This is a genomic window from Streptomyces sp. NPDC093064 (genome assembly GCF_044754605.1).
Taxonomy (GTDB): Bacteria; Actinomycetota; Actinomycetes; order Streptomycetales; family Streptomycetaceae; genus Streptomyces.
Genome location: NZ_JBIVPK010000014.1, coordinates 174199 through 193831, shown reverse-complemented (window position 1 = coordinate 193831; position 19633 = coordinate 174199). Strand labels below are relative to the sequence as shown.

Below are 19633 nucleotides of genomic sequence, written 5' to 3'. Positions count from 1 at the left end.
GGTCGGGCCGGGTCAGACGACCGGCGGCCGGCCAAGCCGGGTCAGCCGCCACACGGTCCGCCAGCGCATGGGGCGCCGCTCCCCCGCCGGCTCGCGCAACCCCTCCACGAACCCGCCGAACCAGGCCCGCAGCCCGGCGAGCGAACGGGTCCGCGCCAGGGTGAGCAGCGTCCACACGCCGAGGTGCACCGGGATGAGCGGGAGCGGCAGCCGCCGCCGGACCAGCCAGACCCGGTTGCGGGCGGTGACCCGGTAGTAGATCGCATGCCGGGCGGGCGAGGTCTTCGGGTGCCGCAGGAGCAGCTCCGGCGCGTAGAGGATCTTCCAGCCGGCGTCGGCGGCACGCCAGGCCAGGTCGGTCTCCTCGTGCGCGAAGAAGAACTCCGCGGGCCAGTCCCCGGTCTGCTCCAGCATCGCCATCCGCAGCGCGTGCCCGCCGCCGAGGAACCCGGTGACGTACCCGCCCCGCATCGGGTCCGACCCGCCGATCCGCGGCACGTGCCGCTGCTGGGTCTCGCCGCACTCGTCGGCGATGCGGAAGCCGACGATGCCGAGGCGCGGGTCGGCGGCGTACAGATCCCGTACCCGGCGCAGTACGTCGGCATCGACCAGGAGCCCGTCGTCGTCCAGCTCCACGACCACGTCGACGTCCCCGAACTCCCGCAGCCGGGCCAGGGCTGCATTGCGCCCACCGGGGCAGCCGAGGTTCTCGTCGAGATCGACCGCCGTGACCTCGCCGGGCAGGGACAGCCGGTGGGCGAACTCGGGCAGCCGGCACCCGTTGCCGACGATCACGATGCGCGCGGGCGCGAGATCCTGCTTGGCCACGGACTCCAGCAGGGCGTCGACCTCGGCAGGCCGGTTGCCCATGGTCACCACCGCGACAGCGATCCTCGGCTCCACCACGGCCCTCATCCCATCCGACGACAACGGCGCCCGCACGGCGCCCCTCGTTCACCAGGATGTCGCCCGGGCGGCGCCGGTTGCTCTGACGCCATCTCACTTTGCGGCCTCTTACCCCCGCCTCACCGCAACCCTCCCGGAACCGGTACGAAAACCGCACGCCATGCGTGACTCCGTCAGCCGCCCGGGTGATGTCCGCGAAATTCCGTGCGGTCACCCGGTCGGGTGCTGTCCGGCGAAAGATGCCCGGGAGAACCGGTTCAGCCGTGTTTGTTCCCCGATCATGCCCGAGTGAGCAAGCAACTCCGAAGTGCCGCACGCCGCCGGGCCGTTCCGGCCGCCGTGGGCTCCCTCCTCGCCCTGTCCCTCCTGACCGCCCCGTCCGCCGACGCGCAACCCGTCGGCGCGCGACAGACCGCCGACGCGCAACAGGCCGGCGGCGGGCTCCCGTCACGTGTCGTGCCGCGGTCCAGGCCGATGACGGTCGCGGAGGCCCGTACGGACGCCTACCTGAGATCGCTGCGCTCTCGGCCCGTGCCGCTGCGCGGGTTCTTCGTGAGCCTGCCCAAGGGCGGGGACCTGCACAACCACCTCTCCGGCGCGGTGTCCACGGAGTACCTGATCGAACTGGCCGCCGAGGACGGGCTGTGCGTCGAGACCGCGACGCTGACCGCCGTCGCGCCTCCCTGCCGGCCCGGCACTCGCCCCGCGGCGGACGCCCGGACCGACCGCGCCTTCCGCGAGGCGCTGGTCCGCGCGTGGTCCATGGAGGACTTCCCGCCCGGCGGCAACGGCCACGACCACTTCTTCGACACCTTCGGGAAGTTCGGCGAGGTGACCTGGCGGCACCGGGGCAAGCTGCTCGCCCAGGTCGCCGACCACGTCGCGGGCCAGAACCAGTTCTATCTGGAGACCATGGTCACCCCGGCCTCCGACGGCGCGAAGCAGTTGGCCGCCGAGGTCGGCTGGGACGGCGATCTCGCCGCGCTGCACCGCAAGTTGGTGGCCGGCGGCAGGCTGGACAAGGTGGTCGCCGCGGCCCGCAGGGAGGCCGACGACGGCGACGCCGAGTTCCGCGCGACCGAGCGCTGCGGCACCCGCCATGCCCGGTCCGGCTGCCGGCTCACCGTCCGCTGGGTCTCGCAGGCCTCCCGGGGCAGCGCCCCGGAGCGGGTCTTCACCCAACTCGCCCTGGGCATGCGGCTGGCCGAGCGCGACCCGCGCTTCGTCGCGGTCAACCTCGTCCAGCCGGAGGACGGGGATGTCGCCCTGCGCGACTACAGCCTCCAGATGCGCATGGTCCGCTATCTGCGCGGCCAGTACCCGAAGGCCCATGTCACCCTGCACGCGGGCGAGTTGTGGCCCGGGCTGGTCAAGCCCAAGGACCTGAGGTTCCACATCGAGGAGGCCGTCGACGTCGCCCGCACCGAGCGCGTCGGGCACGGCGTCGACCTCGTCCACGAGGACGGCTGGCAGAGCACGGCCCGTACCATGGCCGCCCGCCAGGTCGCCGTCGAAGTGCCCTTCAGCAGCAACGCCCAGATCCTCGGTGTGAAGGGCGCCGACCACCCCTTCACCACGTATCGCCGCTACGGCGTCCCCATCGTGCTGGCCACCGACGACCCCGGCGTGTCCCGGATCGACATCAGCCACGAGTACCAGTACGCCGCCACGACCTACGGCCTCTCCTACGCCGAGCTGAAGGACCTGGCGCGCGCCTCACTCCAGTACGCGTTCCTGCCCGGTGCGAGCCTGTGGCAGGGCAATCCCACCACCGCGGGCTACCGGGTCGTGTCCGCCTGCCGCGGTGAGCGCCCCGGCCTGCCCGTACGGACCCCGGCCTGTCAGCGCCTGCTCTCCCGCAGCCCCAGGGCGGAACTCGAGTGGCGCCAGGAGGCGGCCTTCGCCGTCTTCGAGCGCACGCACACCCGCGCGGTGCGCTGAACCACCCTCCGCGCTCTCTCCGATTTGCGTACGGGGGCACTCCACGGGGGCACTCCGCCGCGAGAGCCCCGACGTGCCCCCGTGGCCCCGCCTTCCGCAGCCCTCTCAGGGGTGGGCGGGACTCTCGGCGGAGGGTGCGGCTTCGGGGACGTCGCCGGCACGGCCGGCCACGGCCGGCCGCAGCGTCGTGGCGGCCACGACTCCCGCCACCAGACCGCAGGTCAGAGCGGCGGGAACGCCGTCCCCGAGGCCCGCGGACAGGTACGTCAACCCCCAGCGCAGGCCCGCCCCGTCCGTCGCCATCCGCAGTGACTGGCTCGCCAGCAGCCCGAGGACGGTCGCGCACACCGCGCCGACCGCCATCGCCGGGACGGTGGCCCGGGTCAGCAGCACGGGCAGCCACCGCAGCGCCCACCACACCACCACGAGCAGCAGTACGTCGGGAAGCCGGTGCAGGAACCAGTCGCCGAACGGCGCGCCCGCCGGTCCCGCCCAGCCGCCGAGCAGCAGCCACTCGCGCAGCAGCTCACCCGGCTCGGCGAACAGCCCACCGACCGGGTCGAACCTCTGGATGGCGGCTGCCACCGACTGGTACGAGAGGACGACCAGGGACAGTGCGATGATCGCGGTCCCGGCGGTGGCGGAAAGACGGGCGGCGCGCGCCGGGACGGCCTGCCGCGGCAGCGGACCGGCGCCCTTCGCGGTGATCCGGGCCGCGAACACCGTCCCCACCGCCGCGACCAGCGCGGTCACCACCAGGATCTGCCGCCCGGACGAGATCGTGCCCGCCAACTGGGGCAGGAAGCGGTAACTGCCGCGTCCCTGCGAGGCGATCAGCCACGGCGCGGAGACGGCCACCGCCAGGGTCCCCGCCACCAGGCCCCAGGCCCACACCGCGAGCAGTGTGGCGGGCAGCCGGCCGTGCACCGGCGGCAGCCTGCGGACCAGGTGCAGCGCGCCGGGCACGAAGAAGGCGAACACCGCGGCGAAGCGGATCTGCATCGCGATGTGGTAGAGCACCCGGTAGCGCGCTCCGTCGGGCTCAGGCGTGCCGTTGGCCCAGTCGGACGCCCCGGCACCGAACCGCACGACGTCCGGAGGGTCGTACGACCAGGGGGTGAGCCAGTGTTCGAGTTCGGCGGCGGTCCGGCCGCCGATCGCGTCGGCGGTGCCCGCCAGGTGCAGCGCCTGCACGCTCGCCCCCGCCCACCACAGCAACGCCGTGATCAGCAGACCCCCGACCAGCGCCGGTATCGCCGCGCGCCGATACGTCATGACCGTCCCCCGCCCTTGTCCGCGCCTTCCGCGCATGCCACAGCCGGGCGGAGACACTACGGCTCCCCGATCACATGCGAATCACGGCGGGCGGCCCGACCGGGCGCTCGCCGACCCCCAAGATCCAGGAGACGACGCGAAAGGCGGGGTCACTGCTCCGAGTCGGACGGCAGCAGGTCGTCCAGAGACAGGCCCTCCACGGCCAGGCCCTCCACCGGCAGGGTCTGCTCGCACCAGATGGTCTTGCCGTCGCGGGCGTGGCGGGTGCCCCAGCGCTGGGTGAGCCGGGCGACCAGCATCAGGCCGCGTCCACCCTCGTCGAAGATGCGGGCCTGGTGCAGATGCGGGGCGGTACTGCTGGCGTCGGAGACCTCGCAGATGATCGTCCGGTCGTAGATGAGCCGCATCTGTATGGGGGGCTGGCCGTACCGGATGGCGTTGGTGACCAGCTCGCTCACCACCAGCTCGGTCACGAAGCCGATCTCCTCCAGGCCCCAGGTCGCCAGCAGGCGGGCGGTCCGAGCGCGGATCCGGGCCACTTCGGCCGGTTCCGCGGCGATGTCCCAGGTGGCGACCCGCGTCTCGTCCAGGCCGTGCGGCCGGACCAGCAGCAGTGCCGCGTCGTCGGCGGGGGGCTCGGGCAACAGCGTCTTGACCACGTGGTCGCACAGCGCTTCCAGCGAGGCGCACGGCTCGGTCAGTGCCTCGCGCAGTTCTTCCAGCCCCGCTTCCAGGTCGCGCTGCCGGGATACGACCAGCCCGTCGGTGTAGAAGGCGAGCAGACTGCCCTCCGGCACCTCCAGCTCCACCGTCTCGAACGGCACGCCGCCGACACCGAGCGGCGGCCCGGAGGGCAGGTCGAGGAAGTCGGCGCTGCCGTCCGGGGCCACGATGATGGGCACCGGATGGCCGGCACCGGCCAGGGAGCAACGCCCGGCCACCGGGTCGTACACCGCGTACAGGCAGGTGGTTCCGACGTCCACGGCGCCTCCGCGTGCCGGGTCGGCACCGTCGTCGGCGCCCGACTCCGCGGACTGCCGGCTCACCAGGTCGTCCAACCGCGTGAGCAGCTCCTCCGGGGTGGGATCGACATCGGCGAGGGTGCGCACGGCCGTACGCAGCCTGCCCATGGCCGCGGCGGCGTGGATGCCGTGGCCGACCACGTCCCCGACCACCAGCGCGACCCGGGCACCGGAGAGTCCGATCACGTCGAACCAGTCGCCGCCGACCCCGGCGCGGGGTGCGGCGGGCAGGTATCGGGAGGCGGCCGACACCGCCGACTGCTCGGGCAGTTGCTGCGGCAGCAGACTGCTCTGCAGGGTACGAGCGATCTCGTACTGGTTCTCCAGTGCTGCGGCCTTCTCGATGCTCGCGGAGGCCAGCTGGGCGAGCTGGACGAGGATCGCCTCGTCGTCGGCCGTGAAGTCGCTGCCGTCCTGCTTGTCGGAAAGCTGGATCAGACCCAGGTTGCGACCGTCGGTGCCGATCAGCGGGACGGCCAGCCAACCGCGCATCGGCGGATGAACCGCGGCGTAGGAGCCGAAGCCCCGCCAGGCCGGATGGGCCTCCAGCTCGTCCTGGGTCATCCGCATCGGCAGGTTGTCCTTGCACACCAGGACATAGATCCCCTCTCCGACCGGGGGCGCGTCGAAGAAGCGGTACTCGCCGTACTTGTCCGACAGGGAGACCGCGTTGATCGCCTGGGCCCAGCGGAGGTTCGTGGTCATGCTGGTGACCGACTGGTGCGTGCCCACCAGCGACCTGGCCTCCTCGGTGACCGTCTGGAGGGCGTAGTCCAGTGAGGGCGCGGCATTGATCCGCAGACCGGCCTGGGCCAGGTCCTGCAACTGCTGGGACCGTCTGTGCTCGACCACGGCGGCGGCCGCGGCCTGCTCGTAGAGCCGACCGCGTTCGGCCGCGTCCAGCCGCAACCGGATCTCGCTCATCACCGAGGCGCCCAGCTGCTCCAGGGCGTGCCGCTGTTCCTTGTCCCACAGCCGCGGCCGGGTGTCGATCACGTACAGCGCGCCGATCGACAGCTCCTCCAGCAGCAGCGGCACGCCCAGGTACGCGCGCATGCCGGTGGCGGCGACCGCGAGGTCGGACCGGTGCGCGGAGTCGTTCCGCACGTCGTCGATGACCAGCGGCCGGCCGGACACCACCACCTCGGAGCAGAAGCCCCAGTCGACCCGCTCCTGCTCCCCGTGCCGCGGTACGGCTCGGCCGACCCCGCCCCTGATGAACTGCCGGTCCGCCCCGGCCAGACTGATCAGAGCCATTCGGGTGTCCAGCAGCCGTACGGCCAGGCACACGGACCGGGCGAAGGCGTCCCTGGTCAGCTCGTCGACCGCGCGGACGGCGTCCACCGCGGCCAGCCGTGAGGGCTCGCGCAGCACCGTGGCAGGGTTCGGCGGGTTGCCCGCCTTACCGAGCTCGGCCATGACCCCTCCGCGCCTGCTGTGTGAGTACGCACCCCGCTCGGATCCGTGGTCCAGGGCCTTGGACCGGGACCGCCAGGCCGCCCGAAGATCTCGCATGCGCCCTCGTGGCTTCCGCCGAGGCCTGGACGTTCCGACCGGGGAGTCACCCTTGCCTGATTTCAAAAGTACGCCTGCCCGTCGCGGCGGCGAACTCGGCCGGGAACCACAGAACGACGAAAGGCGGACGCTCGCGCAGCAAGCAATGACGGAAACCGAGACCGCGGCGCCCGTAGCGTGCCAGTGTCCTCTGGGGAGGGCTCGGCATTCCGCTCGTACCGCTGTCGGTCTTCGCCTGCTTCCGCTTCGTCATGGGGGATATGGGCCCGGCGGATGGCGAGGAGGGCGACGTCGTCGCCGAGGTGTCTGCCGGTGTGGGCGAGCAGGTCGCGTTCGATGTGGTGGAGCAGCGCCTCGGGAGGGTGGTCGGTCCACTGGGCTGCGCGTTCCGCGAACGGGTAGAAGACGCCGTTTTGGTCACGGGCTTCGATGACACCGTCGGTGTACAGGACCAGCGTGTCCCCAGGGCCGAAGGGCAGGACATCGACGACGTGGTTGTCGGGATCCGTGACGCCGACGCCAAGTGGGGGACCGGGGTGGAGGCGGGGCACGTGGACGGTGTTGTCCGGGCCGAGCAGCAGGGGTGCTGGGTGACCGCAGCTGGTCATGCGGACCAGGGGCTCGGAGTCGGGGATCTCGACCAGGAGAGCCGTCACGAAGCGTTCTCCCGCCTCGCCCTCCGGTTCGAAGTCGGCGAGGTAGCGGGTCATGCTCCGTTCCAGGGAAGTGGCCAGGTCGGACAGGGAGGCGTGCTGGTGGGCGGCCTCGCGGAAGGCGCCGAGCAGGAGGGCGGCCTCGCCCAGGGCGGGCAGGCCCTTGCCCCGCACGTCGCCGATCATCACTCGGGCCGCGCTGCCGGTGCGGGCGGCGGCATACAGGTCGCCGCCGATCTCGGCCTCCTCCTCGGCAGCCAGATAAACACAGGCGAGCCGCAGCGGGCCGAGCCGGCTCGGCAGCGGCCACATCACCACCTGCTGGGCGGCCTCGGCGACCGACCGGACCCGGGCCATCTGGCGTGCGTGCCGGTCGCGCACCGCACACAGGACCACGATCAACGAGGTGATCAACGCGATAGCGATCACCTCCACCACCACGTTCCGCGAAGACAGCGTTCCGGTGCGCCAGCCGCTGACCGCTTCGCCCGCCATGGCCAGGACCCCGATACCGGCCGTCATCCAGGGGCCCGCAAACCACGCGGTGAGCGTGGGCGCGACCACCAGCAGGGGGCTGAGAACGATGTTTGGCCCAGTCGCGATGTCCGCGGCAGTGATCACAACGATGAGCACAACAGGGATCAGTAGCAGCACGTGGCTCGCCTGCCACGGCTGCCCGAGACCCACACGTCCCTGCCTGGAGCCCACGCCTTCCACACTGCACCGCAACCGTGGCTTGCGCCACGACGGTTTTCAAGAACGTTGCGACGTCACCATCGAACCCCGCTCTGACCTGCACCAATGCCTTAATCAGCCCGGTCTGCCAGTGCGCTGGCCCACAGATGGCCCACAGACTCCCGAAATGCGTGAGCCACGCCGGACGACCGTCTGCTTTCCCGGCGGCCCTGCCGCCCGGCGGTGGGAACCGGCACTCGCCCCTGAAGGCCCTGCGCACACGACTGTTAGATTGAGGTCCTTGTAGTGAGCATGGCGGGCTGCTGCTGAGAGACACGCGGCCCGCGAGCAGGAGCGGGGGAATGCGCGTCGTGACGGGACCGGGAAGCGGCTACGCCGTAGGTTGGGGCACGCTCAGCCTGATCAACGCCGGCTTGGCACAAGGGAAGAACCGTAGCGGGCTGAACTGGTTCCTGCTCTCCTTGGTTCTCGGCCCCGTAGCCACGCTGCTGATCGTGTGGCTCGACGCCAAAGACTAATGGCGACTTTCCACGTGGAGGTGTGATCATTTCCTCCATGTGGGGGTTCGAGCGTCGTTCGGCGCACGGTGTGATGTCTGCCGCCGTGGTCGCAACAGTCATGGCACTGACCGGATGCAGCGGGACTCCGCGGCCGGTCGGGGACCCTGATCCGGGGCATCGACGGCTCAAGGCGATCCAGCCGGTGCTGTCCGTGGTGCCACCAGGCGCACACGTCACGCAGAAGGACATCGTTGAGCCGATTTGGGACTCGTGCGACGGAATAAGGTCGACCTACGGCTGGAATGACGCGACCGTCGCTGTCGACTTCACCGGCGGCGGATCCGATCTTCAGGTAGCCGAACATATAGAGACCGCCATGCGGCGTCTGGGTTGGACGTTGGACCAAGGCTCGCTCGCTCAGGGCTCGTGGACGTGGCACAAGAAGTTGGCCGACGGTAGCCAGGCCTCGGCGCAACTACTCAGTGGACCACCTGATTGGAACCTGCAGGCGACAGCGCCGCCCGCTTCTCACCCGTCCAAGGGCTGCTGAACGCGACCGGTCGTCATCGAAGCGGCCGCCGGAGCCTGCGGGAAGCAGGTCACGCACTCGCGTTGGGGGTGCTCCCAACGCTCTCGGGAACGAGTCGACTCGTGAAGCCACGGGACGCGAGGCATTCGTACGCTTTGATCACGTCGTCTGGTACGTCCTGCGAGATCATGAAGCCCTGAGCCGGGTAGATCATGGGTGGTCCGGCTGGTCGCCCCCATGAAGACGATCAGCGGCATCATGCCGCGCCGGTACAGGTCAACGGTGGTGTCGGCCACTCCCAGATCTCCCTCGGACCCCGATCCGGGCCCCACTGAGACCAGAACTGAGACCGCCGACACCCGCGCGGCCCGCTCCCGCCGCCGTCGCCGCGTCCGCTGAACGAGGAAACCCCAGGTCGGAGAGGTTCCGACCTGGGGTTCCAGGAAGAGCCGCTTTCGGGATTCGAACCCGAGACCTACGCATTACGAGTGCGTTGCTCTGGCCATCTGAGCTAAAGCGGCACGCTGCCGCATCATGATGCGATCGGCAACTTCGGTAAGTCTACACAGTTCCCGGGGGTGCTTCGCACACGCCCCGGGGCGCCCCTGGGGCCGGGCGCCGGGGTGGGGCGCGGTGGTTACGAGCAGCGCTTTCCGTTAGCCGGAGGGGCGCCCTGGAGGAGGTAGGTGTTGATCGCGGAGTCGATGCAGCGGCTGCCGCGGCGGTAGGCGGTGTGGCCGTCGCCGTCGTAGGTCAGCAGGCGGGCCGAGGAGAGCTGGCGGGACAGGGACTGGGCCCAGCGGTAGGGGGTCGCCGGGTCGCGGGTGGTGCCGACGACCACGATGGGGGCCGCGCCCTTGGCCTCGATGCGGTGGGGCCGGCCGGTGGGCTTCACCGGCCAGTACGCGCAGTTCAGCGTGTTCCAGGCGAGGCCGCGGCCGAAGACCGGGGAGGCCTTCTCGAAGGCGGGGAGGGATTTCTCCACCTGCTCGGGGCCGGCGAAGGGGGCCGGCAGGTCCAGGCAGTTCACAGCGGCGTTGGCGTACATCAGGTTGCTGTAGTGGCCGCCGGAGTCGCGTTCGTAGTAGCTGTCGGAGAGGGCCAGCAGGGCGGAGCCGTCGTTCTGCTTCATCGCCGACGCCAGTGCCGAGCGCAGTTGCGGCCAGGCCGCCTGGTCGTACATCGCCGCGATGACCCCGGTGGTGGCGAGGGACTCGCCGAGACGGCGGCCGCCGGCGTCACCGGCGGGGATCGACCGGGCGTCGAGTTTGCGGAAGAAGGCGGCGAGCTGGTCGCCGACCTGCTTCGGCGTCGCGCTGCGGCCGCCGAGCGGGCAGTCGCTCTGCTGTACGCAGTCCTTCGCGAACGACTGGAAGGCCTCCTCGAAGCCCGCCGTCTGGTCCAGGTTCATCTGGCGCGCCGACAGCGAGGGGTCCATCGCCCCGTCCAGGACCAGGCGGCCGACGCGGTCCGGGAACAGGCCGGCGAACGTGGCCCCGAGGAACGTCCCGTACGAGGCGCCGACGTAGTTCAGCTTCCCGTCGCCCAGCACCGCGCGCACGATGTCCATGTCGCGCGCCGCCTCCATGGTGGAGACGTGCCGCAGCAGGCGGGCGTCGCGCGCGCCGCAGCCCTCCGCGAACTTGCGGTACGCGGCGACGAGCGCGTCGGTCTCCTTGCTGTCGTCGGGCGTGAAGTCGGTCTGTGTGTACGTGTCCATGTCCCGGTCGTCGAGACACTGCACGGACTCGCTGCGGGAGACCCCGCGCGGGTCCATCGCGACGAGGTCGTAGCGGGCGCTGATCTCGGCCGGGTACCCGACGCCGGCGTAGTGCTGGAGATAGGCGATGGCCGAGCCGCCCGGTCCGCCCGGGTTCAGCAGGAGTGAGCCGAGCCGCTTGCCCGGGCCGGCCGCCTTCTTACGGGCCACGGCCAGCCGGACGTCACCCGCGTCGGGCCGGTCGTAGTCGAGCGGCGCCCTGACCGTCGTGCACTCGAAGCCGGGCACCCCGCAGCTGCGCCAGGACGGCTTCTGCTCGTAGTACGGCGACAGGATGGGAGGCGTGGCCCGCGGCAGCGCGGCCAGCGCCGCGTCCGCCGCGGGCTCGGTCCGGCGCTGCGTGGTGCCGGGGGAGCAGGCCGAGACCAGCAGGGCGGCGGCCGCCAGGAGAGTGCCGCCCGCGCGGGCCGCACGGCGGGGGGTTCGGGGCCGGGGGCCTCTGCTGCTGTTCGGACGAAGGGCGCGCCTGATGTGCATCCAGCGAGCGTAACTCTCCGCGATCGGATGAGTGCGTTACGTGCGGGGCATTCCCCGTACGAGTGACGCCGTCGACGCCGGTGGCCTCGGCGTTCTCGGCGCACTCGGCGTACTCGTCAGCCCGCCCTCAGGGCCACCGTCATCGCCTCCACCGCCAGGAGCGGGGCCACGTTGCGGTCGAGGGCGTCGCGGCAGGCGGCGATCGCCTCTATGCGGCGCAGGGTGGACTCGGGCGAGCTGCCGCGGGCGAGGCGCTCCAGGGTGTCCTCGACGTCCGCGTTGGCGATGGCCACGCGGGAGCCGAGCTGGAGGGCCAGGACGTCCCGGTAGAGGCCGGTGAGGTCGGTCAGGGCGAGGTCGAGGCTGTCGCGCTGGGTGCGGGTGCGGCGGCGCTTCTGCTTGTCCTCCAGGTCCTTCATCACACCCGCCGTACCGCGGGGCAGCCGGCCGCCCTGGGCCGCGCCCAGCGCCGTCTTCAGCTCCTCGGACTCCTTGGCGTCCATCTCCTCCGCGAGCGCCTTGGCGTCGTCCGCTGCCGCGTCGACCAGTTCCTGGGCCGCCCGGAGGCAGCCGCCTATATCGTCCACGCGCAGCGGGAGCTTCAGGACGGAGGTGCGGCGTTCGCGTGCGGCCGGGTCGGTGGCCAGGCGGCGGGCCCGGTCGATGTGGCCCTGGGTGGCGCGGGCCGCGGCGGCGGCGACGGCGGGTTCGACGCCCTCCCGGCGTACGAGCATGTCGGCGACGGCGTCCACCGACGGCGTGCGCAGGTTCACATGGCGGCAGCGGGAGCGGATCGTGGGCAGGACGTCCTCGACCGAGGGGGCGCACAGCAGCCAGACGGTGCGCGGGGCGGGTTCCTCGACGGCCTTCAGCACGGCGTTGGCGGACTTCTCGTTCAGCCGCTCGGCGTCCTCCACGAGGATCACCTGCCAGCGGCCGGTCGCCGGGGCGGTGAACGACTTGCGCACGGTGTCCCGCATGTCGTCGGCGAGGATCTGCGTACCCACGGCGGCGATCGTGTTGACGTCGGCGTGGGTGCCGACCAGCGCCGTATGGCAGCCGTCGCAGAATCCGCAGCCGGGGACGCCGCCGAGGGCGCGGTCGGGGCTCACGCACTGGAGGGCGGCGGCGAAGGCCCTCGCCATCTGCGTGATCCCCGCGCCGGGCGGTCCCGTGAACAGCCACGCGTGCGTCATCTTCGACGCCTCGGGCGGCGGCGCGTCCGTGGCGGCCGCGGTGACCAGGGCGTCGGCGTCCCGGGCAGCGGCGCTCAGCTGTTCGCTGACCTTCTCCTGCCCGACGAGGTCGTCCCACACGCTCATGGGTCACGCCGCCCTTTCGTCATGGTTCGTGGTGCAGGATCCATTGTGCGGGCCACCACTGACAACACGGCGGGCGGCCTCACCCGAATCGGCAGGCGCACCGTCGCCCCGATCACCTCGATCGGCGCCCGTCCGACGGCTCAGCGCCGGCCCCGCCCCCGGCCGCCGTCGCCGTCGTCGAGCCCCTTGCCGTCCTCGCGCGGGCCCAGCAGCTCGTCCGCCAGGGTCGGCAGGTCGTCGAGCGGCGTCTCCTCGGCCCAGTCCGGCCGTGGCCGCCGCCGGGCGACCGACTCGGCGTCGACCTGGGGCAGCTCCCGCGTACGGTCGTCGCCCCGGTCGGGCCGCGCGGCCGGCGACCGCTCGCCCCGCTCGTCCCGGAAGAAACCGGGCGGAACCCGGTCCGCCGGGTCCTCCCCGCGCACGGGAGGCAGGACCGCCGTCTCGTCCGCGGCTCCCGGCGTGAAAGCCGGCAGTACGGCGGTCTCGTCGGCGGCCCCCGGCGGAACCACGGGCTTCGGCAGCTTCGCGGTCACCTCGGACTCGGACTCGCCCGCCGTCCGCGGCCCCGGCTCCACCGACCCGCGCGACGTCCCACGGGAGCCCTCGCTCAAGCCCCGGCCCGACCCCTGGTCCGAGCCCTCGCCCGACGGCTTACCGCTCCCCCGCTCGTCCCGCACCGGCGGCAGCACCGCCGTCTCGTCCGCGGGCCCGCCCGAGGCGTTCGCCGGCGTCACCAGCGGCGTCGGCACGGTCACCTCCTCCGGCGGCACCGCCGCGGCCGTCGGCTCCGTGGACCGCCGCGGACCCGACTGCGCGGTGGCCGTGGCCTGCTCCGCCGCCCGCCGGGCCTCCTCCGCCCGCAGCAGGGCCTCCTCGGCCTTGCGCTGCTTCTCCAGCCGCCGCACCTCGGCCTCGGCGCGCAGCCGCTCCTCCTCCTCGGCCTGCCGGCGCCGCTGCTCCTCCTCGGCCTTGCGGCGCGCCTCGGCCTCCGCCCGTGCGCGCTCCTCCGCGAGCAGCCGGGCCTGTTCCTCCTCGGCCTTGCGCCGGGCCTCCTCGGCACGCTGCCGGGCCTCCTCGGCCTGCCGCTCGGCCTCGCGCCGCTGCGCCTCCTCCAGCTCGCGCCGCTTGCGCTCCTCCTCCTCGGCGCGCAGCCGGGCCAGCTGCTCCTGGCGCTCGCGCTCCAGGCGCTCCTCCTCGGCCTTGCGCCGGGCCTCCTCCTCGGCCTTGCGGCGCGCCTCCTCCTCAGCCTTCTTCCGCGCTTCCTCCTGCGCCTTCAGCTCGGCCTCGGACAGCGGCAGCATCTGGTCGAGCCGGTGCCGGACGACCGTGGTCACAGCCTCGGGCTCCTGCCCGGCGTCCACCACGAGGTAACGGCCGGGGTCGGCGGCGGCCAGCGCCAGGAAACCGGACCGCACGCGCGCGTGGAACTCGGCCGGCTCCGACTCCAGACGGTCGGGCGCCTCCGTGAACCGCTCACGGGCGGTCTCCGGCGAGACGTCCAGCAGGACCGTCAGATGCGGCACAAGACCGTTCGTCGCCCAGCGGGAGATCCGCGCGATCTCCGTCGGGGACAGGTCGCGGCCAGCGCCCTGGTAGGCGACGGAGGAGTCGATGTACCGGTCGGTGATCACGACGGCGCCCCGCTTCAGCGCGGGCCGTACGACCGTGTCGACATGCTCCGCGCGGTCGGCGGCGTACAGGAGCGCCTCCGCGCGGTGGGACAGGCCCTGCGAGGACACGTCCAGCAGGATCGAGCGCAGCCGCTTGCCCACGGGAGTGGCGCCCGGCTCGCGGGTGAGGACGACCTCGTGGCCCTTGGACCTGATCCAGTCGGCGAGCGCCTCGGCCTGCGTGGACTTGCCGGCGCCGTCGCCGCCTTCGAGGGCGATGAAGAATCCGGACTCGGCGGGGGCCGTCACCGGGTCGTCGCCGCCCCGCAGGGCGTCGACGAGGTCCTGTCGCAGCGGTACGCCGGAGCGGTCGTCGACCTTGGCGAGGACCAGCGCGGCCACCGGCAGGAGCAGCGCGCCGACCAGCATCAGCGTGAACGCGGCGCCGCCGTGCGCGAACACGAACCGGCCGTCCTCGAGGCGGTGCGGGCCGATCCCGGCCGCGACCACGGGGGCGAGCACGGCACCGAGCGCCACGAAGACCCGTACCACCGCGTGCAGGTGCTCGGTCATGCGCGGCTTGCGGTAGTCCTCGGCCTCCTGGTCGAGCAGCGTGTGCCCGGTGTTGGCGGCGGCGCCCGCGCTGACTCCGGCCAGCGCGAGGATCAGCAGGACCGTGGTGACGTCGGGGACCAGCCCGGCGGCGAGCAGGGCGACGCCGGTGAGCGCGATCGTCAGGGCCAGCAGCCGCCGCCGCGACAGGGAGACCAGCGCCTTCGGCGCCGTACGGATGCCGACGGCGACCCCGCCGGTCAGGGCGAGCACCGCCAGCCCGTACAGCACCGGGCCGCCGCGCAGGTCCGTGGCGTGCAGCACGCAGACGGCGACCGCGGCGGCGATCGCCCCGGCGACGGACGCGCAGGCGAGCACGAGCAGCGGAACGGCACCCGTGCGGCCCTTGTCGACGCCGGAGCCCGTCTTCGGGCGGCGCAGCCCCTCCAGCGGCGAACGCGGGCGCGGGGTGCGGGTGCCGGGCAGTTCCAGGTAGGTCAGCACGGACAGGGACGCGGCGAACAGGCCTGCCGCGACGTACGAGCCAAGGGCCGCCTGGTGCTGGTCGAACCAGGCGACGCCGGTGCCCAGGAGGTTGTTGAGCAGCGAGGCTGCGACCAGGGCGGCGGCCGCCAGCGGGATCGCCAGGAAGGTGGTCCGCAGCGACAGGCGGCGCAGGGCGTCCATGTGGTCCGGCAGCGGGCGCACCGTGGCGCCCTCCGGAGGCGGGGCGGGCAGCAGCGCGGGGGCCGCGCCCTCCCGGCACACGCTCCAGAAACGCTCGGCGACCCCGGTCACGAACACGGTGACCAGGAGGAAGGCCAGGGCGTCGTCCGGCGTCCAGTCGATCCACAGGGGGGCGACGATCAGCAGGGCGGCGCGCAGACCGTCGGCGCCGACCATGGTCCAGCGCCGGTCGAGCGGTCCCTCCTGGGAGGTGAGCGAGGTGAGGGGTCCGAGGAGGACCGCTCCGAAGAGCAGCGTCGCCAGGATGCGCGCTCCGAAGACCGTCGCCACTGCGAAGGCCACACCCCGGTAGCCACCGCCGAAGGGGCCCGCGGCGACCGCCGCCTGGAGGGCGAGGACGACCAGGACCAGGAGTGCGAGGGTGTCCCCGACACCTCCCACCAGTTGGGCGCTCCACAGCCGCCGCAGCTGCGGCCGGCGCAGCAGGGCGCGCACGGCGCGCTCGCGGGAATCGGCCATGAGTGCGTCGTCGGGTGCGGAGGTGTGGGCCGTTGGCTGCTCGGCTCGCGTCATGCGTTCAGCCTATCGGGACCCACCGACAGCACGGAGTGACCGTCCGGACGTGCGCACGCCCCGACACCAAAGTGATGCCGGGGCGTGCCTTTCGCAAAGGCGCCGCGAGGGATCCGCGGTGCGATCAGTCCTCCGCCGCCTTGGCGGCCGTCGCCTTCGCGGTGGCCTTCTTCGCGGTGGTCTTCTTGGCGGCCGTCTTCTTGGCGGTGGTCGTCTTCTTCGCCGCAGTCTTCTTCGCGGCCGTGGACGCCGTCTTCTTCGCCGTCGTCTTCTTGGCGACGGCCTTCTTCGCGGTCTTCTTGGCCGGGGCCTTGGCGCGCTTCTCCGCGAGGAGCTCGAAACCGCGCACCGGAGTGATCTCCTCGACGCTGTCGCCGGAGCGCAGGGTCGCGTTGGTCTCGCCGTCGGTGACGTACGGGCCGAAGCGGCCGTCCTTCACCACGACCGGCTTGCCGCTGACCGGGTCCTGGCCGAGCTCCTTGAGCGGCGGCTTGGCGGCCGCGCGGCCCCGCTGCTTGGGCTGGGCGTAGATCGCCTGCGCCTCCTCCAGCGTGATCGTGAAGAGCTGGTCCTCGGACTGGAGCGAGCGCGAGTCCGTGCCCTTCTTCAGGTACGGGCCGTAGCGGCCGTTCTGCGCGGTGATCTCCTGGCCGTCGGCGTCGGCGCCGACGACGCGCGGCAGCGACATCAGCTTCAGGGCGTCGTCCAGGGTGACGGTGTCCAGGGACATCGACTTGAACAGCGAGGCCGTACGGGGCTTGACCGCGTTCTTGCCGGTCTTCGGGGTGCCCTCGGGGAGCACCTCGGTGACGTAGGGCCCGTAGCGGCCCTTCTTGGCGACGATCGTGTGGCCGCTGGCCGGGTCGGTGCCCAGCTCGACATCGCCGCTGGGCTCGGCCAGCAGCTTCTCGGCCAGCTCGACGGTCAGCTCGTCCGGGGCCAGGTCGTCCGGGATGTCGGCGCGCTGGTGCTGCTCGGAATCCTTCTCGCCGCGCTCGATGTACGGGCCGAAGCGCCCGACCCGCAGCACGATGTCGTTGCCCACGGGGAACGACGACACCTCGCGCGCGTCGATCGCGCCCAGGTCGGTCACCAGCTCCTTGAGCCCGCCGAGGTGGTCCCCGTCGCCGTTGCCGGCCTCGGCGGCGCCGCCGTGGCCGGTGCCCTCGCCGAAGTAGAAGCGCTTCAGCCACGGCACGGCCTTCGCCTCGCCGCGCGCGATGCGGTCGAGGTCGTCCTCCATCTTGGCGGTGAAGTCGTAGTCGACGAGCCGCCCGAAGTGCTTCTCCAGGAGGTTGACCACGGCGAAGGACAGGAAGGACGGCACCAGGGCCGTGCCCTTCTTGAACACATAGCCGCGGTCGAGGATCGTGCCGATGATCGACGCGTACGTCGACGGGCGGCCGATCTCCCGCTCCTCCAGCTCCTTGACCAGGCTGGCCTCGGTGTAGCGGGCCGGGGGCTTGGTGGCGTGGCCGTCGACCGTGATCTCCTCGGCCGTGAGCGCGTCGCCCTCGCCGACCTGGGGCAGCCGGCGCTCGCGGTCGTCGAGCTCGGCGTTGGGGTCGTCGGCGCCCTCGACGTACGCCTTGAGGAAACCGTGGAAGGTGATCGTCTTGCCGGACGCGCTGAACTCGACGTCCCGGCCGTCGGCCGCGGCGCCGCCGATCCGCACGGTCACGCTGTTCCCGGTCGCGTCCTTCATCTGGGAGGCGACCGTCCGCTTCCAGATCAGCTCGTAGAGCCTGAACTGGTCGCCGCTCAGGCCGGTCTCGGCGGGCGTGCGGAAACGATCACCCGAAGGACGGATCGCCTCGTGCGCCTCCTGCGCGTTCTTGACCTTCCCGGCGTACGTACGGGGCTGCGGCGGCAGGTAGTCGGCGCCGTACAGGTGGGTGACCTGGGCGCGGGCGGCGGTGATCGCCGTGTCGCTCAGGGTCGTGGAGTCCGTACGCATGTACGTGATGTAGCCGTTTTCGTACAGCTTCTGGGCGATCTGCATCGTCGCCTTCGCGCCGAAGCCGAGCTTGCGGCTGGCCTCCTGCTGAAGCGTCGTCGTACGGAACGGCGCGTACGGCGAGCGGCGGTACGGCTTGGACTCGACGGACCGGACGGAGAAGCGGGTGTCCTCCAGGGCGGCGGCCAGGGCGCGGGCGGTGGCCTCGTCGAGGTGGAGGGTGTTCGGGCTCTTGAGCTGCCCCAGGGAGTCGAAGTCGCGGCCCTGCGCGACCCGCCTGCCGTCGACGGTCTGCAGCCGGGCGACCAGCGACGACGGGTCGCTCGCGTCACCCGCGCGGCCGGTGGCAAAAGTGCCGGTCAGGTCCCAGTACTCGGCGGAACGGAACGCCATGCGCTCGCGCTCCCGCTCGACCACGAGCCGTGTCGCGACGGACTGGACCCGGCCCGCCGAAAGCCGCGGCATGACCTTCTTCCACAGCACGGGCGAGACCTCGTAGCCGTAGAGACGGTCGAGGATCCGCCGCGTCTCCTGGGCGTCGACCAGCCGCTGGTTGAGCTGGCGCGGGTTGGCGACCGCCTCCCGGATGGCGTCCTTGGTGATCTCGTGGAAGACCATCCGCTTGACCGGGATCTTCGGCTTGAGCACCTCCTGGAGATGCCAGGCGATGGCCTCGCCCTCGCGGTCCTCATCGGTGGCGAGGAAGAGCTCGTCGGAGTCCTTCAGCAGATCCTTGAGCTTCTTGACCTGGGCCTTCTTGTCCGCGTTGACGACATAGATCGGCTGGAAGTCGTGTTCCACGTCCACACCGAGGCGGCGGACCTCGCCGGTGTACTTCTCGGGCACCTCCGCGGCACCGTTGGGAAGGTCGCGGATGTGCCCGACGCTCGCCTCGACGATGTAGCCGGGGCCGAGGTAGCCCTTGATCGTCTTCGCCTTGGCAGGCGACTCGACGATGACGAGTCGGCGGCCGCCCTGTGCGGTCTCGCTGGTCGGGGACAACTTCGCTCTTCTCTCCGGTCGACGCTTGAGCCTCCCCAGGCCTTGATTTCCCGGGGGTCGGGTGGTGGTGACGCTGCGGAGTGTGACGGTACATCCCGCCCCCGTGTCAAACGGGAAAAGCCCGCAACGGCCACTCGAACGGTAACCCGACTACCCCCCTTCCTGCCGCCCGGACTGCTCACCAGGCTGTTCGGGCTGATGCGGAGGGTGATTTCTCAGTTACGGAGACCGGACAGGAGCGGCGGCCGTCACAGGCGCCCGAAGCACCACACGCCGACAGTCAGGGCGGCGACTGCAGCCAGGGTCGCGACGGTCGCCGACGCGGTGCGGGGCAGGCCGTGGGCGACGGGTTCCCGGTGCCGGACCCGGACCGCCGTCCAGCCCAGCAAAGCCGCTCCGAACAGGGAGAACACCGTTCCCGCGAAGATCGCCGGCCCGCTCTCCATGTACGCCCCCTCCCGTCCCCGGATGCCCCGGTACGGGAGGCTGACACCCGCGGGCGACGACGACACCAACCTGCGGTGAACAGGAGTCGACCCGCTCGCGGGGCGACGCTCCGCCGCCTCCGCGAGGTGACGGGAATCAAGCTCTCCGCTTTTTTCCCGCGTTTTTCCGGCTCGGCCCCGGCAAAGATCG

12 protein-coding genes and 1 tRNA gene are annotated in these 19633 nt (G+C 72.0%); 3 read left to right on the top strand and 10 right to left on the bottom strand.

The features are described 5' to 3' along the window. Nucleotides 1-12 precede the first annotated feature (12 nt). Nucleotides 13-906 (bottom strand): glycosyltransferase, encoded by an 894-nt coding sequence (locus tag ACIQFZ_RS19515; protein ID WP_365427960.1) that lies wholly within the window; start codon nucleotides 904-906, stop codon nucleotides 13-15. A 288-nt stretch (nucleotides 907-1194) separates the two neighbouring features. On the opposite strand from ACIQFZ_RS19515, the gene ACIQFZ_RS19510 reads away from it, so the two are divergent. Continuing rightward, complete coding sequence (locus ACIQFZ_RS19510) at nucleotides 1195-2847, top strand: adenosine deaminase (RefSeq protein WP_402691771.1); 1653 nt, start codon at nucleotides 1195-1197, stop codon at nucleotides 2845-2847. Nucleotides 2848-2952: 105 nt separating this feature from the next. Here ACIQFZ_RS19510 and ACIQFZ_RS19505 read toward each other — a convergent pair whose 3' ends face one another. The 3 genes from ACIQFZ_RS19505 to ACIQFZ_RS19495 all read right to left on the bottom strand — a co-directional run bounded on the left by ACIQFZ_RS19505 (nucleotide 2953) and on the right by ACIQFZ_RS19495 (nucleotide 7933). Further along, entirely contained in the window at nucleotides 2953-4122 is a 1170-nt protein-coding gene (locus tag ACIQFZ_RS19505; protein ID WP_402691770.1) for a hypothetical protein, read from the bottom strand. A gap of 149 nt (nucleotides 4123-4271) precedes the next feature. Then, nucleotides 4272-6563: a SpoIIE family protein phosphatase gene (locus ACIQFZ_RS19500; protein WP_402691769.1), complete on the bottom strand. Its 2292-nt coding sequence runs from the start codon at nucleotides 6561-6563 to the stop codon at nucleotides 4272-4274. Nucleotides 6564-6721: 158 nt separating this feature from the next. Beyond that, nucleotides 6722-7933: a PP2C family protein-serine/threonine phosphatase gene (locus ACIQFZ_RS19495; RefSeq protein ID WP_402691768.1), complete on the bottom strand. Its 1212-nt coding sequence runs from the start codon at nucleotides 7931-7933 to the stop codon at nucleotides 6722-6724. 416 nt (nucleotides 7934-8349) lie between these two features. Between ACIQFZ_RS19495 and ACIQFZ_RS19490 the strand changes: the two genes are divergently transcribed. Both ACIQFZ_RS19490 and ACIQFZ_RS19485 read left to right on the top strand, forming a co-directional pair. Beyond that, complete coding sequence (locus ACIQFZ_RS19490) at nucleotides 8350-8526, top strand: hypothetical protein (protein WP_383055854.1); 177 nt, start codon at nucleotides 8350-8352, stop codon at nucleotides 8524-8526. A gap of 22 nt (nucleotides 8527-8548) precedes the next feature. Continuing rightward, on the top strand, nucleotides 8549-9058 hold the full coding sequence (locus ACIQFZ_RS19485; RefSeq protein WP_402691767.1) for a hypothetical protein: 510 nt from the start codon (nucleotides 8549-8551) through the stop codon (nucleotides 9056-9058). A gap of 426 nt (nucleotides 9059-9484) precedes the next feature. Here the strand turns inward: ACIQFZ_RS19485 and ACIQFZ_RS19480 are convergent. The 6 genes from ACIQFZ_RS19480 to ACIQFZ_RS19455 all read right to left on the bottom strand — a co-directional run bounded on the left by ACIQFZ_RS19480 (nucleotide 9485) and on the right by ACIQFZ_RS19455 (nucleotide 19443). Next, nucleotides 9485-9558 (bottom strand) — tRNA-Thr (locus ACIQFZ_RS19480). 116 nt (nucleotides 9559-9674) lie between these two features. After that, complete coding sequence (locus ACIQFZ_RS19475) at nucleotides 9675-11294, bottom strand: alpha/beta hydrolase (protein WP_402691766.1); 1620 nt, start codon at nucleotides 11292-11294, stop codon at nucleotides 9675-9677. A gap of 116 nt (nucleotides 11295-11410) precedes the next feature. After that, on the bottom strand, nucleotides 11411-12616 hold the full coding sequence (locus ACIQFZ_RS19470; RefSeq protein ID WP_402691765.1) for a DNA polymerase III subunit delta': 1206 nt from the start codon (nucleotides 12614-12616) through the stop codon (nucleotides 11411-11413). Nucleotides 12617-12756: 140 nt separating this feature from the next. Beyond that, the gene (gene tmk, locus ACIQFZ_RS19465) at nucleotides 12757-16038 is read right to left on the bottom strand and encodes a dTMP kinase (protein ID WP_402691764.1); all 3282 of its coding nucleotides are present in this window, start codon (nucleotides 16036-16038) and stop codon (nucleotides 12757-12759) included. A gap of 124 nt (nucleotides 16039-16162) precedes the next feature. Continuing rightward, complete coding sequence (gene topA / locus ACIQFZ_RS19460) at nucleotides 16163-18997, bottom strand: type I DNA topoisomerase (RefSeq protein WP_365426330.1); 2835 nt, start codon at nucleotides 18995-18997, stop codon at nucleotides 16163-16165. A 248-nt stretch (nucleotides 18998-19245) separates the two neighbouring features. Then, on the bottom strand, nucleotides 19246-19443 hold the full coding sequence (locus ACIQFZ_RS19455; RefSeq protein WP_365426333.1) for a hypothetical protein: 198 nt from the start codon (nucleotides 19441-19443) through the stop codon (nucleotides 19246-19248). Nucleotides 19444-19633 lie beyond the last annotated feature (190 nt).

Bases quoted from the DNA above. Each gene is read 5' to 3' on its own strand.
- ACIQFZ_RS19490 (WP_383055854.1), top strand. From the start codon at position 8,350: ATGCGCGTCGTGACGGGACCGGGAAGCGGCTACGCCGTAGGTTGGGGC.
- ACIQFZ_RS19470 (WP_402691765.1), bottom strand. From the start codon at position 12,616: ATGAGCGTGTGGGACGACCTCGTCGGGCAGGAGAAGGTCAGCGAACAG.
- ACIQFZ_RS19505 (WP_402691770.1), bottom strand. From the start codon at position 4,122: ATGACGTATCGGCGCGCGGCGATACCGGCGCTGGTCGGGGGTCTGCTG.
- ACIQFZ_RS19475 (WP_402691766.1), bottom strand. From the start codon at position 11,294: ATGCACATCAGGCGCGCCCTTCGTCCGAACAGCAGCAGAGGCCCCCGG.
- tmk (WP_402691764.1), bottom strand. From the start codon at position 16,038: ATGACGCGAGCCGAGCAGCCAACGGCCCACACCTCCGCACCCGACGAC.
- ACIQFZ_RS19455 (WP_365426333.1), bottom strand. From the start codon at position 19,443: ATGGAGAGCGGGCCGGCGATCTTCGCGGGAACGGTGTTCTCCCTGTTC.
- ACIQFZ_RS19500 (WP_402691769.1), bottom strand. From the start codon at position 6,563: ATGGCCGAGCTCGGTAAGGCGGGCAACCCGCCGAACCCTGCCACGGTG.